The organism is Lactobacillus gasseri ATCC 33323 = JCM 1131 (genome assembly GCF_000014425.1).
Lineage (GTDB): Bacteria > Bacillota > Bacilli > Lactobacillales > Lactobacillaceae > Lactobacillus > Lactobacillus gasseri.
Genome location: NC_008530.1, coordinates 1,073,005 through 1,087,856, shown reverse-complemented (window position 1 = coordinate 1,087,856; position 14,852 = coordinate 1,073,005). Strand labels below are relative to the sequence as shown.

At 33.8% G+C, this 14,852-nt stretch carries 10 protein-coding genes; 7 read left to right on the top strand and 3 right to left on the bottom strand.

Annotated features, from left to right (window positions below; translation table 11 throughout):
• The first annotated feature begins 3 nt into the window (after window positions 1-3).
• Window positions 4-2,574 (top strand): ABC transporter permease, encoded by a 2,571-nt coding sequence (locus LGAS_RS05315; RefSeq protein WP_003647223.1) that lies wholly within the window; start codon window positions 4-6, stop codon window positions 2,572-2,574.
• Window positions 2,575-2,864: 290 nt separating this feature from the next.
• Complete coding sequence (locus tag LGAS_RS05310) at window positions 2,865-4,808, top strand: M13 family metallopeptidase (protein WP_003654616.1); 1,944 nt, start codon at window positions 2,865-2,867, stop codon at window positions 4,806-4,808.
• Between the two features lie 55 nt (window positions 4,809-4,863).
• Here LGAS_RS05310 and LGAS_RS05305 read toward each other — a convergent pair whose 3' ends face one another.
• A complete protein-coding gene (locus LGAS_RS05305) occupies window positions 4,864-6,219 on the bottom strand; it encodes an aspartate kinase (protein ID WP_003647226.1) in 1,356 nt (451 codons plus the stop codon).
• Window positions 6,220-6,307: 88 nt separating this feature from the next.
• Here LGAS_RS05305 and LGAS_RS05300 point away from each other — a divergent pair, with 88 nt between their 5' ends.
• On the top strand, window positions 6,308-7,366 hold the full coding sequence (locus tag LGAS_RS05300; protein WP_003647227.1) for an aspartate-semialdehyde dehydrogenase: 1,059 nt from the start codon (window positions 6,308-6,310) through the stop codon (window positions 7,364-7,366).
• A 30-nt stretch (window positions 7,367-7,396) separates the two neighbouring features.
• Here the strand turns inward: LGAS_RS05300 and thrC are convergent, their stop codons facing one another.
• On the bottom strand, window positions 7,397-8,884 hold the full coding sequence (gene thrC, locus LGAS_RS05295; RefSeq protein ID WP_003651652.1) for a threonine synthase: 1,488 nt from the start codon (window positions 8,882-8,884) through the stop codon (window positions 7,397-7,399).
• Between the two features lie 100 nt (window positions 8,885-8,984).
• Between thrC and LGAS_RS05290 the strand changes: the two genes are divergently transcribed.
• Together LGAS_RS05290 and thrB are read left to right on the top strand one after the other, a co-directional pair.
• Complete coding sequence (locus LGAS_RS05290; RefSeq protein WP_003647229.1) at window positions 8,985-10,211, top strand: homoserine dehydrogenase; 1,227 nt, start codon at window positions 8,985-8,987, stop codon at window positions 10,209-10,211.
• A gap of 9 nt (window positions 10,212-10,220) precedes the next feature.
• Window positions 10,221-11,084 (top strand): homoserine kinase, encoded by an 864-nt coding sequence (gene thrB, locus LGAS_RS05285; protein WP_003651647.1) that lies wholly within the window; start codon window positions 10,221-10,223, stop codon window positions 11,082-11,084.
• A gap of 58 nt (window positions 11,085-11,142) precedes the next feature.
• Here the strand turns inward: thrB and LGAS_RS05280 are convergent, their stop codons facing one another.
• Complete coding sequence (locus LGAS_RS05280; protein ID WP_003647232.1) at window positions 11,143-12,048, bottom strand: LysR family transcriptional regulator; 906 nt, start codon at window positions 12,046-12,048, stop codon at window positions 11,143-11,145.
• A 116-nt stretch (window positions 12,049-12,164) separates the two neighbouring features.
• Between LGAS_RS05280 and LGAS_RS05275 the strand changes: the two genes are divergently transcribed.
• Together LGAS_RS05275 and LGAS_RS05270 are read left to right on the top strand one after the other, a co-directional pair.
• Window positions 12,165-13,961: an FAD-dependent oxidoreductase gene (locus LGAS_RS05275; RefSeq protein ID WP_003647233.1), complete on the top strand. Its 1,797-nt coding sequence runs from the start codon at window positions 12,165-12,167 to the stop codon at window positions 13,959-13,961.
• A gap of 118 nt (window positions 13,962-14,079) precedes the next feature.
• Window positions 14,080-14,724 carry a nitroreductase family protein gene (locus LGAS_RS05270; RefSeq protein WP_003652552.1) on the top strand — a complete coding sequence of 215 codons (645 nt, stop codon included), beginning with the start codon at window positions 14,080-14,082 and terminating at the stop codon, window positions 14,722-14,724.
• Window positions 14,725-14,852 lie beyond the last annotated feature (128 nt).

Here is a 14,852-nt window from a genome sequence, read left to right as displayed (position 1 = left end):
GAGATGAGTAAAAAAATTTTATGGAAAGATGCTATCAATTCACTCACTAATTCTTGGGGACGTTTTATTGGGATTATGTTATTAATGGCAGTTAGTGCTTTTGCCTTTATTGGTTTAAAGATGGCTGGTCCAGACATGAGAAATACCGCTCAAAGTTATTATCAAAATGTAAATTTGGCAGATTTAACAGTCAGTTCAAATTATGGTCTTGATAAAAATGATCTTCAAACGCTTAGGAATCACGCTAAAAATTCAACATTAGATTTGGGATATTTGCAAGATACAAGCGTTAATAATTCAAAGACTAGCCTGCGTCTTTTATCAGAAACCAAAAATATTTCCACTAATCAAGTAGTTAGTGGTAAGTTGCCCAATAAGAATAACCAAATTGCGATTAGTTATTTACTTAAAAACAAATATCGTTTAGGGGAATGGATTAAGTTAGATGATCATAATAATTTGAAAACTAATCGTTTTAAAGTTGTTGGTTTTATTCGACCAAGCGAATATACGGATAAAAGCAATATCGGTCAAACTACTGTCGGAACTGGTCAACTTTCAGGAATTGCAGTAGTGAAAAAGAGTGCTTTTAATTCTTCAAATTATAGTATTGCTCGCATTCGTTTTGATAAAACTAAAAATTTAGATCCATATTCTAGTGCTTATCAAAGAATCATTGATGATAAAAAGAAAAAGCTTATTAAAGCCCTAGATAGAAATGGCAGAACAAAGAAAATAGAACTTGATAAGAATTTAGTATCAGCTCAAAAGCAACTTAATCAGGCTAGGCAGCAAGTTCAGTTAGCTGAAGTTAATGGCTTAAACGTAGTTGAGCAAAAAGCTCAATTAGAAAAACAGGAAAGCAAATTAAGTAAGCAAAAATGGCAAATCAAGCAATTGGGCAATGTTTCTTATTATGTTAATGATCGTAAAAATGATCCTGGCTATGATACTTACCAGTCAAATTCAGAAAAAATTGAATTAATTACTGACATTTTTCCAGTTTTTCTATTTGCAGTAGCAGCTTTAGTCAGTTTTTCAACTATGACACGCTTCATTGATGAAGAAAGACAAAATATTGGTGTTTTAAGAGCTTTAGGATATAGCAAGTTAGACACTAGTCTAAAATTTATTGTTTATAGCTTAACCGCCGCTTTAACGGGCGTTTTGATTGGTGCAATTGGAGGCTATTGGTTATTACCGCGGATAATATTTAATTCTTATACTGCTAATCTAACACTGACGAATTTTCAGACTTTATTTTCATGGAAGTATTTATTTTTAACTATCTTAATTGCAGTTTTATGTACAACGGGTGCAGCTTTAATTCAACTATTTTTGGTTTTAAGAGCAAAAACAAGCGAATTATTGTTGCCAAAACCACCAAAGAATGGCTCGCGAATTTTCTTAGAAAGAATCAAACCACTTTGGCAAAATTTAAGCTTTAACTATAAAGTTACGTTAAGGAATATTTTTCGTTATAAAGTAAAAATGATCATGACAATTCTGGGCATCGCGGGATGTACTGGCTTATTGATGATGGGATTCGGTATTCGTGATTCACTAGCAGGTATTGGTCAAAAACAATATGGCGAGCTTATTAAGTATGATTTAGTTGCAGTTGATAAAAATGATTTGTCTAAGAGTCAGAGCAGAAAGTTAAAGCAAAAGCTTGGTTCAAAGCAAATAAATAAGTATTTACCAGTACATTTTGAAAATATTACTAAAAAGATCGACGGAACGAAACAAAATATTTCAATAATCGTGCCAAAGAAAGATCAAAATATTAACGACTACATTAATCTAAGAAATAGACAGTCAGGTCAAAAAATCAACTTGAATAATCATGGCGTGGTTATTTCTGAAAAGCTGGCTAATCTCTTACATTTAAAGCCTGGCGATAAGTTAATTTTAAAATTGAATAATGGTAAGAAAGTTAAACTGCCAATTAGTCGGATTTGTGAAATGTATATGGGACATTATGTCTTGATGAATTCAAATGTCTATGAGAGATATTTTGACCAGAAAATGAATACCAATGCCCAGTTAATTGAATTAAAGTCAGACGTTCAAACTGATGATTTTGCTAATTCGTTGATGAAAACTGGCGCAGTTAATGCAATTAATTTAAATACTAGCAATAAGCAAATAATTGATAGCCTAATTCAAAGTATGGATAAGGTGATGTTCCTGTTAATTGGTTTAGCAGTCCTTTTAGCAATTGTTGTGATTTTTACCTTAACTACAACAAATTTAGAAGAGCGAATGAGAGAAATTTCTACTTTGAAAGTTTTAGGTTTCTATAATAAAGAGGCTAGTCTATATATTTATCGTGAGACGATCATTCTCTCAATTTTAGGTATTTTATTTGGCTTTTTAATTGGAAATTGGCTGCATAGTTTTATTATTGACAATTTAGCTCCGATGAATGCGATGTTTAGACCTGGAATTTTATTTAGCAATTATCTTTTGTCAGCAATAATTCCGCTGGCAATTACAGCAATCATGGCAATTTTTGTGAGCCGTGAAATTAAAGAAGTCAATATGCTTGAAGCTTTGAAGTCTGTAGACTAAAAAAGAACCGTGTGCATGTTGAAGATGCATACGGTTCTTTTGCGTTTAATGAATAAGTTTTAAAATCGGAAATCATTAATGGTGTAGTGAATAGCAATATAAAACGAGCAAGCAAGAATAAAATAAAGAGAATAACAAATTGCAGATTTTGTTGATTTATACCATAACGAACAAAAATATCATCGGTTAGTTTCTACTACTCAATTATTGGTGGAACAAGAAAATAAAAATTAGCTTAATATTTTTAATAATGGTATCATTTACCTAATTAAAGAAATGAGGTAAGTATTATGAGAAGATATTTCAGCGTTCGCGGGGGTGCAGGCGACTTAACTAAGCCCAATGTTAATACTAGACCACAAGATAATTTATATTTAGCAGTTAACTCTGAGTGGCTTTCAAAAGCAAAAATTCCAGCCGATAGAACTTCAACTGGAATCAATTTGATTTTAGACATGCGAATTGAAGACAAGCTTATGAAGGATTTTGAAGCTTTTGCTAGTGGTAAAAAGCCTCTTCCTGATGTGCCAAATTTTAAAAAGGCAGTTAACTACTACAAGTTGGCAGCTGATTTTGATAAGAGAAATAAGGATCAAGCAGAGCCAATTAAAAAAGATCTAAGCAGATTAACTTCTTTGAAAAATTTTGCAGAATTTAACCAAAAAGCAGCTCAATTAATATCGAGTGGCTATGAATTACCACTTGACATCTACGTATCTGAGGATATGAAAGATACAGATCATAATGCTTTATATGCAACTGGTCCACAACTTTTCTTGCCAGATACTACTGCTTATCAAGTTCCAGATGCTGAAAAATTACTTTCTGTCTTAGAGAAGCAAACTGTAAAATTACTTACGATGGCTGGAGTAAGTGAAGAACAAGCTAGAACTTGGGCCAAGAACGGTATTGAATTTGATAAAAAACTTTCTAAGATTTTGAAGTCAACAGAAGAATGGGCTGATGAAGTGGCAATGTATAATCCAGCTAGTTTGTCTGACTTTGAGGCAAAATTTGATCAATTTGATATTAATTCGTTCTTAAAGCAGCTCTTGCCTGAAATGCCAGCCAAAGTTATTGTTGCAGAACCACGCTACTTTAAACATATTAACGACTTCTTGAATGAAAGTGAATTTGAAGAATTTAAGGGCTGGATGATTATTAAATTCATCAATAAAAGTGCAACTTACTTATCTCAGGATTTTAGAGAGGCCGCCTTTCCATTTAGACAAGCAGTTTACGGTGTCCCAGAACTACCATCTCAAGATAAGCATGCTTATCGGCTAGCTAATGCTGCTTTTGATGAAGTGATTGGAATTTACTATGGTAAGACCTATCTCGGTGATGAAGCCAAAGCTGACGTAATTAGTATGATTAAAAAGATGCTTAAGGTTTACGAACAAAGAATTCAAAATAATTCTTGGCTTTCAGAAGATACTAAAAAGCAGGCTATTATCAAATTAAAGGCTTTAAAGTTAAAGGTAGGTTATCCAGAAAAGAATAGGGCTCTTTTTGATAATCTAGTTGTCGATCCAAATAAGACCTTATATGAAAACCATGTTTTGATTAATCAAGAAAGAATTAAAGATATTCTTCAAAGATTAAATAAAAAGCCTGATAAAAGTATTTGGGAAATGCCAGGCAATTTGAACAACGCTTGCTACGATCCTTATAAGAATGACTTAACCTTCCCAGCAGGAATCTTGCAAGCTCCATTTTATGATGCAAAACAATCTCGGGCTGCTAACTATGGCGGAATTGGTGCAACAATTGGCCATGAGGTTTCTCATGCTTTTGATAATAATGGTGCGCAATTCGATGAAAAAGGCAACATGAAGAACTGGTGGACCAAAGAAGACTTTGAAGAATTTAATAAGCGGACCAAGGCAGTTGCTGATATCTTTGATGGCTTACAATATGGCCCAGTTAAGTTAAATGGTAAGCAAGTCGTTTCTGAAAATATTGCTGACTTAAGTGGACTTTCTTGTGCAATTGCAGCTAACAAAGCAGAAGGAGGAGAGATGAAAGATCTCTTTGAAACTTATGCTAAAAGCTGGATGCAAAAGCAACGTCCTGAAGCAATTACTGCCGAAGTACAATCTGATGTTCATGCTCCGCAGCCAACTAGAGTGAATATCCCAGCTCAAAATCAGGATGAATTTTATGAAGCTTACAATGTTACTCCAAAAGATGGGATGTGGCTTGATCCAGAAGACAGAATTACTATTTGGTAAAAGACATAACGAAAAGAGCGATGAGATTAATCACCGCTCTTTTTTGATATTATTGCTAATTAAAAAAAGTCTGATAAATAGTTCGAATAACTTCTTCGGCGTCGCCTCGTCTAGTTCCGATCATGATTGAAATTTGAGATGCACCTTGATTAATCATCTGAATTGAAATGTTCTTTTGACCTAAAGGATAAAGGATACTTGCACATAGGCTAAGTTTGTCACGCATTCCTTCACCAACCACCATTGTAATTGCATAGTCATCGATCCACTGCATTTGATCAGGATTAAGCGAAACTTGAATTTCATTGCAAATTTGATCAATTAGTTCGGCATTGAGATCTTCTTTTTTGAAAATAATTGTAATATCGTCAATTCCTGAGGGCATATGTTCATAGGCAACTTTATGTTGATCAAGAATTTGTAAAATCTTTAAAGTGAAACCAGCTCCTTTATTTAATAAATATTTGTGTAAATAAAGGGCTGCAAAGTTTTTACCGCCAGCGATGCCCGTAATTGTATGTTGAGCTTTAAAGTTGGTCTCAGGTACGATCATTGTTCCGGGTCTTTCGGGATGCTGAGTATTTTTCACATTAACTGGGATCTGTGCTTGAATAGCAGGAATTAAAGCTTCATCGTGAAAGACAGAAAAGCCTGCATAAGACAGTTCTCGCATTTCACGGTAGGTCATTTTACTGATTGGCTGGGGGTGAGAAACGATAGCAGGATTAGCTGAAAAAATAGCATCAACATCAGTAAAATTCTCATATAATTCCGCAGTAAAACCGCGGGCTAAAATAGCTCCAGTAATGTCTGAACCACCACGTGAAAAAGTGGCAATATTTCCAGAAGGTGAAATACCATAAAATCCAGGAAAGATAATTTTTTCAGTGGGGTCGAGTTCAAGGTTACGGAGATTAACATAAGTTTCAGGGTTGACAGAAGCATCATTTGGACTGCCGGTTACAACTAAACCAGCTTGTCTTGGTGTTAGAAGTCGCACCTTAAATCCTTGTTTTTTCATAATCATTGTTAAGAGTTTAGCATTTAAAAATTCGCCGTGAGCTTTAAATGCTGCCATCAAATAATCACGATTAGGAAAAGTATGAGTAGGAAGATCATTAATTAAAGCTTTGATTTCGTTAAGTCCCTGCATACTCAAGTCAAAATATTTTCCAATTTCAGCATAACGAGCATAAATTTGTGCTTGAATTTTTTCACAATTTTGCTTACGAAGGGTAAGATTGGCGTACTTGATTAGAAGATCAGTAACCTTGGTATCTGATTTACTTCTTTTTCCTGGGGCGGAAACGACTACGACTTGGCGTTTATTGTCGTTATTTAAAATGTTAATTACTTGAGCAATTTTTGCACCTGAAGCAACGGAGCTGCCACCGAATTTAGCTACTTTCATACGGATTAGTTATCCTTCCTTGAAAAATTCTAGTTGACTTATATTATGCATCATTATAACCTACAAATAAAAGAAATGAGGACATATTATGAAAAAAGAATTTACGGTTGCTATCTTAGGTGCAACTGGGTTAGTGGGACAGCGAATGATCAAGCAACTTGAACAGTCCACTGTTCCAGTTAAAAAAGTTAAATTTCTAGCTTCTAAAAGATCTGCTGGCAAGAAATTAAAATTCCATAATCAAGAAGTTGAAGTTGAAGAAACTAAACCAGAATCATTTTCCGGCGTTGACATAGTTTTATCTTCTGCTGGTGGAGCAGTTTCTAAAAAGTTTTTGCCTGAAGCTGTTAAGAGGGGCAGTGTTTGCATTGATAATACTAGTGCATTTAGAATGGATCCTGATGTTCCATTAGTTGTTCCTGAAGTTAATGGTGAAGAAATTAAAAATCATCATGGTATTATTGCTAATCCAAATTGTTCTACAATTCAAATGGTAATGGCCTTAAAGCCAATGATGGATAAATTTGGCCTGAAGCGAGTAATTGTATCAACTTATCAAGCAGCTTCTGGTGCTGGGCACGCAGCTTTAGAAGAGTTATTCAAAGAAGCTAAAGACTATATGGCAGGGCGTGATATTAAGGAAGATGCCCAAGTTTTGCCTACAGCAGGAGATAAAAAGCATTATCCTTTAGCCTTTAACTTATTGCCCCAAATCGATGTTTTTGAAGATGATGGTTATAGTCATGAAGAATGGAAGATGATTCACGAAACTAAGAAGATTCTCTTAAACGATATGGATGCAGCTGATATTAAAGTAACTGCTACTTGTGTTCGTGTTCCCGTTGAAATTGCGCATGGAGAAAGTGTTTATTTTGAATTGGCAGATAAAAATGCTACTGTATCTGATCTAGAGAAGGTTTTAAAAGACTTCCCAGGAGTTCAAGTACAGAATGATTTTAGAAAACAAGAGTATCCTCAACCATTAAATGCAGTTGGATCTAACGATACTTTTGTTGGTCGAATTAGGCCAGATTTAGAAACAGCCGGTGCCTTTAATATGTGGGTTGTAGCAGATAATTTATTAAAAGGTGCAGCTGGAAATACTGTTCAAATTGCTGAAAAGCTAGTTGCTAATGATTGGTTATAAAAAGGAATGAGTTAAAAACTCATTCCTTTTTTAGATATCTAAAATATTAAGTAAAGCATTTTCCATTTCGCTAGCATCAATTATTTGCTCTTGATAATTACCAGTTTGAATCAAATTGTTTACATTCCCGCTTAAGTCTTCTTTTAAGAAGCTATTCAATTCTTTAATAGCAGGAACGCCTTTTTCTTTTACTTCTTTACCAGTAAGTGCATGAAAGACTGTTTCAGGGAACTTATATGGGCTAGCAGTTGAAACGATCACAGTTGGTGTTTGATCAAGACTAATTTCTTGATACTTTTTAGTTACAAAAGAGGCAACTGCTGTATGTGGATCGAGTGTGTAATGATCTTTTTCATAGATACGTTTAATTTCAGTTTCAACTTCATCCTCTGTAGCAAAACCAGCTGCAAATAACTGAGCTAATTTTTCCTTAACAGCTGGACTGATTGTATATTTTCCTTCCTTGCTTAATTTATTCATTAATTTTGATAGTTCATCAGCGTTTTCATCATAAAGGTCAAACAATAATCGCTCTAAATTACTTGAAACTAAGATATCCATGGCAGGGGAGTTAGTTAAGTAAAACTTACGTTGACGATCATAAGTACCAGTTTCAAAGAAATCAGTCAAAACATTATTTTGATCAGAAGCACAAATAAGTTTATGAATTGGTAGCCCTAATTTTCTAGCATAGTAGCCCGCAAGAATATCGCCAAAGTTCCCAGTTGGAACGGAAAAATTAATTTCTTGTCCAGCTGAAATTTGACCATTTTTAACTAGTTGAACATAACTATAAAAATAATAGACAATTTGCGGGATTAAGCGGCCAATATTCATTGAATTAGCGGAAGAAAATTGCAATTTGTTTAGTTTTAATTTTTTAACTAAAGCTTGATTATTAAAAATTTTCTTCACGTTAGTTTGAGCATCATCAAAGTTACCTTTAATGGCAATCGCAGTTAAGTTACCGCCTTTAAGACCTAGCATTTGTCTTAATTGTACGGGACTTACACCGCCGTAAGGGTAGAAGACAATAACGTGAGTATGGTCTTGACCTTTAAAACCACTCATTGCTGCACCGCCAGTGTCTCCTGAAGTAGCAGTTAGAATAATGATATCAGAATCATTTTGTTTGATTTTGATAGCTGTATGCATTAAACGAGGAAGTACTTGTAAGGCGATATCTTTAAAGGCAAGCGTTGGACCATGGAAGAGTTCTAGATAATAATTGTTTGCATGTTTAGTAATTTTGACAACTTCTTTATCATCCCATTGATTACCATAAGATTCGCCTACAATTTGAGTAAGTTGTTCATCTGAGAAATCATCAAAGAAGGTTGCTAAAACTTTTTTAGCCATTTCTTGGTAGGACATATTTTTAAATTGTTCTAAATCAAAAATTGGCTTAGGAAAAGTAGTTGGAACAAAAAGACCACCTTCTGGTGATAATCCTTGAATAATAGCTGCGGGAGCATCTAATTGATAATTTAAGTTAGCGCGTGTACTACGATATTGCATAAATTACTCCTTCTTAAAACATGTTTGTTCTTATCATTGTAACCTGTTTAACTACTATGATACAATCAAAAATAAAAAAATTATTAAAGAGGCCTTTAAAATGAAAACCATTGAAGTTGCAATGCTCGGATTAGGTACAGTTGGCTCCGGTGTGATTGATATTTTAAAACATAGTAAAGAAAAAATAAGCCAAATTACTGACACAGAATTTAAAGTATCTAAGGTATTGGTAAGAAATATTGATAAGTATCGTAGTTTATACCCAGATTTAAATCTAACTACAGACTTTGAGCAAATTAGTCAAGATCAAGATATTGAAGTTGTTATTGAGGTTATGGGTGGTCTTCACCCAGCTAAAGAATATATATCAGAACTTTTAAGGCAAGGGTGTACGGTAATTACAGCTAATAAGGATTTAGTTGCTAGTTTTGGACCTGAATTAATGGCAATCGCTAACGAGCATCAAGGTCGCCTGTTCTACGAAGCAAGTGTTGCTGGTGGAATTCCAATTTTAAGGGTCCTGAATCAAAACTATGTTGGAGATCAGATTAAACAAATTTCTGGTATTGTTAATGGTACTAGCAATTACATCCTGACTCAGATGGCAGATAATAATTGGTCATATGAACAGGCTTTGAGTGAGGCACAAAAACTAGGCTTTGCAGAAGCTGATCCAACTAATGATGTTAGTGGAAAAGATGCGGCATATAAGCTAATTATTCTAGGACGACTAGCTTTTGGTATTAATTTAAAGCTTAATCAAATTAAAAGAATTGGTATTACCGAGATAAATCAGAAAGAACTAGCAGTAATTAAAAAGTTTGACTACACATTGAAACTTATTGCTAAGCTTGAAACTCAAAATAGTACTTATTATCCAGTTGTAATGCCGATGCTAGTTCCAGAGAATAGTATGTTGGGACAAACTAAGAATGAATTTAATGGTATCGAAATAGAAAGCTATGCAATTGGAAAATCCTTTTATTATGGCCCGGGTGCTGGAAAACTACCAACCGCTAATAGCGTTATCAATGATTTAGTGGCTGCAGTTAAAAATGAAGCACCTTTTAAAACTGATTGGAATTCTACCTCTGCGAGCGTTAAGGATATCTTTACTAGACAGTATTGGTTTAAGATTGATCATTCTCAAAACGAAGTAGTAGGCAATTTAATGAATAGGTATCAAATTGAAGAGGCTGATTTTTTGAATGATGACCAATATGGCTACTATTTAACAGGTAATGTAACCGCTGATCAAAAAACTAAATTTTTTAGCTCTTTGAAAGAAAAAGATATTAAAGTTTATAGTTTGTATGAAGTTTATTAAGGATAGAAAATGAAAATTTTTGTACCTGCGACATCAGCAAATATGGGACCTGGATTTGATTGTTTAGGAACCGCCGTGTCGATGTTCTTAGAGTTAGATGTACTAGAAACAAGCGATAAATGGTTTGTTGAGCATGATATGAGTGGAATAAGTCATGATGAGAGTAATTTAATTGTTAAAACTGCTTTAGAACTTGCTCCTAAATTAACACCGCATCGTTTATCAGTTAAGAGTCAAATTCCCTTAAGTCGAGGCTTAGGTAGTAGTTCAACAGCCATTGTGGCTGGAATTGAGCTTGCGAATCAACTAGCCAATCTTAATTTAAGTCAGCAAGATAAATGTAAAATTGCGGCAAAGATTGAAGGGCATCCCGATAATGTCATGCCAGCTATCTTAGGCGGAATGGTAGTTGCAAGTAAGATAGAAGATCAATATTATTTTCAAGAATTACCGTTGATTCCATTTGACTTTCTTGCTTATATTCCTAATTATGAGCTAGATACGAAGGCTTCAAGAAATGCTTTACCTGAAAAGCTGCCTTTTAAGAATGCAACACATGCAAGCAGCATTTTAGGAACTTTAACCGCTAGCTTAGCTTTACAGGATTATGGAACAGCTAAGAGACTGATTGAAGCAGATGAATTTCATGAACCATATCGACAAAAGTTAGTGCCCGAATTAGTAAAAATTAGAAAAATTGCGCATCAGCATGAAGCCTTTGCTACTTATTTGAGCGGTGCTGGATCTACAGTAATGACAACTATTGAACATAGCAGGACTGAAGAGTTTATTGCTAGTTTAAGAAAAGCTGGCTTAGATGATAGAATTGAGCAATTAAAGGCCAGTTCTCAAGGTGTATTTATAGAAAAATAAGATAAAAAGTCTAGAACTAACATGATTTCATGAGTTCTAGACTTTTTGCCTTTTTAGGCTAATTTTTATTAAATGTTATGTTATGAGTATAAGCTACGATTGATTTTATAAAACTATTAACTGCCTTTTTTCTGTTTGTTTTAGAAGTTAGAATGGCAAGTTCTACTTTTGACTTCCAATTCAAAGGTATATAACATGAGTTTCCTTCTAATTCTGGGTAAAGACAATATAACCCTAATGCAATTCCTTGTTGTGATTTAATAAGTAAGTCTAAAGCAGAAATATCATTTGCGTAAGTTATGTTTATATTTGAAACCGAATTTTTGATTTTATTTTGAAGGCTGATAAGATCTATTGCTGCCCAAGTATTATCCAGAAAAAGCATATTTTGATTTGTAAAATCATTGATATTTAAAATTTTTCTTTTAGAAAGAATATTATCGTTGGGCACAATGGCTTTAAAATATTCAGAGAATAAAATGGTTCTTTTTATATTACTTAAACCTTGTGCGTCTCTTCCAGTCGTAATGACAAGATCTAAATTATTTGATATAAGATCTTGTTTAAAATCATTATGATTTAGGTCGGTTAAATTAAATTTAATATTAGGATTAATTTTATGAAAATTATTTATCCAAATTGGAAGATATGTCTGGTTAAATGGAGTATATGAGTATCCTATTGTTATTTGACTTGCTGCATTTAAATTCTTCTTTTTAATATTTTGTAAGGCGGAGTAGTAATTATTAATTAATGGTTTAATATCGTGATAGAAAGTTTTTCCATTTTCAGTTATTGTTACATAGTGTTTATTAGTATTAAACAATTGAGTGCCAATTTCTGATTCGATTGATTTGATAGTATGAGTAACGGTTGGTTGGGTTACATGCATATTTATAGCGGTTTTTGAGAAACTTCTAGTTTCAGCTAAGTTAATAAAGATTGTCAATTTTTTTATATCCATATTTGATATAACCTATTCTTATTACTAATAACAGATATTAATTTCACTTATAACTATATACTTCTTATAATAAAAATGTAAACGATATCAATTGTTTTTTATAAGAAGGTAATAAAATGGTTCAATTTAGTGCAAGGGAAAAAGGATTTCATAATGAAATAGAAGCCGTTATTGATGTAGATAAAGATAATGAAAAGCTAAAAAAAGTATGGGCAAAAGATATTGCTGAAAATACTATTGGAGCAGTTGGAATTAAAAAATGGCTTAGAAAAGCAAACCAGAAGGGTTCAGTAGAAGTTGATGCAATATCAGGAGCTTCAATTTCCACTGGAGCTTTTAGAAAAGCAGCTATTAAAGCTGCAAATGAAGCTGGATTGATAAAAGTGAATACAGATGCAATAACAGGTGCATCTCAAAATGATTCACATTCGGAATATAATGGAATTCCTAAACCAGCAAATTTTCCTCTTATTAATAAATTAACTACTGAAAAAGAGATAGTTAAATATGATGATACATATGATATTGTCGTTGTTGGAGCAGGTGGTGCAGGATTATCAGCAGCTGCTACAGCAGCAGAAAATAATGCTTCAGTAATGGTTATTGAGAAGCAGGGTATAGCTGGAGGAACAACAAATTATTCTGGTGGTGTTATTCAAGCTGCTGGTGATAAATGGCAGAAAAAATATACTAAATATCAAAATGATACACCAGAAAATCATGAAAAAGAATATATGAAGGCAGGTGAAGGACGAGTTTATCAAGAATTAGTTCATGATTTCACCCAAAATTCACCTAAAAATATTGAATGGCTTAGCAAGATGGGAATTAAGTGGACTAGTGTGTATGGACATACTGAAATTCCCTATGCTAAAGAAAATTTTGCCGATCGAATTCATGTATACGAAGGTGGTGGAGCTGGAGGAAATGGAATTATTTTAACTCAAGCTTTACTGAATTATTCAAAAAAACAAGGCGCACGTTTTACATATAATACTGCAGTAGTAGGGCTTATTGTTTCTAATGACAGACATAAAGTATTGGGAGTGGTTACGGAAGATCATTCTCGGAAACTTAAATATTTAAAAGCAAGAAGAGGTGTGATCCTTGCTACAGCTTCTATTGATCAGAATCTTGAACTAGCTAAAGATTTAAGTCCTCAACATTATGAAGATGTAAAAGCACATCATTGTTGGTCAGTCCAGACAGATAGAGGTGATGGAATTGTTATGGGAATGTCATTAGGAGCTGCTGTTACTGGTTTTGGCGGAACAATTGATTTTGATGCTAGAACTGGAAACGGAACAGATGACCGATTGCCAACTATTCCGTCAATTTTTGTAAATGGTAAAGGTTTAAGATTTGTTAATGAAGACTCAACATATGCATATGGATTTAGAGCAATTTTTAATCAAGAAAAGCAACTTAATAAGCCTACTTATCAAATTTTTGGACAAACATCAATTTCCGAAAAAGCTTCTCCATGGAGTACTGAATCATTAGATACAGATGTAAAAAATGGTTTAGTAATTAAAGCATCTTCTCTTAAGGAACTGTCATCTTTGATTGATGTACCAGTAAATAATTTAGTAAAAAGTGTAAATACATGGAATAGAAATGCAGCGAAAGGTATTGATCCAGAATATGACAGAACGATGGGAGTAAAGCCATTTTCAGGTCCGTATTATGCATATAAGAATACTCCTGGAAATCTTGGAGCAATAGGTGGTTTAAAGATTAACAAGAAATGTAATGTTCTTGATATTTATCAGCAACCGATTACTGGTTTGTATGCAGCAGGATTAAATGCAGGTGGTTGGATTGGATCGTATTATCCTGGTTCTGGTACAGCTGTTGGTGGTGTTATTCACCAAGGCAGACGTGCTGCAAAATCAATTCTGGGATTAGAATAAAGATTAAAAATGAAATTAAACGGATATAGCGATTAAACTATATCCGTTTTTATGTGCGCTGAGGTAGTTTTAGTCTATAATTATATATGTAAGCGCTAATATATAGGAGGCAAATTTGATGACACAATTTGAAAACAATAATTTTGGGGACGTATTACTTAATCGTCATTCAGTTCGTCACTTTGATAAGGATGTAAAAATTCCTCGCGAAGAACTTAGAGAAATGATCAAAGAAACAATTACTGCACCATCTGCATGTAATTTGCAAGCTTGGCAGTTCATCGTAGTAGACACTGACGAAGGCAAGAAGAAGTTGCATGAATTTTACATGCCATTTAATAATCCGCAAATTGATACTTCAAGTGCAATTATTCAAATCTTTGGCAATACTTTAGCTTTTAAGAAGTATCGTGCTCTGTGGGATCATATGTATGAAGAAAAGAGAATTTCCAAAGAAGAATTAGACAAGGTCTACAATACTTTTTTACCATTGTATGAACATGCGGATAAGACAATGCTTACTGCTGATGCAATGGTTGATTCTTCCCTTGCTGCCATGCAGTTGATGCTGGTTGCTCGAGCACACGGCTATGAAACAAATGCAATGGCTGGTTATGATGCTAAAAAAGCTGCCAGCGTAATGGGACTTGATCCAGCACAATATGTTCCTGTGATGGGTATTGCGATTGGTAAACCTGATAAGAGTGCGGAAGAATTGAAGTCGGTTAGATATCCAGTTGATGATATTTTGAAATTTGAATAGACGAGAGAAGCGGTGTTGAAAAATACCGCTTTTTATTTTGCCAAGGTTTTAAGAGAAGTTGACTATAGCAAGGCTCTTAAGGTTAAGTAAATTTTTTCGGTAAACATTTGTCAGTTGGTCAATTCCGT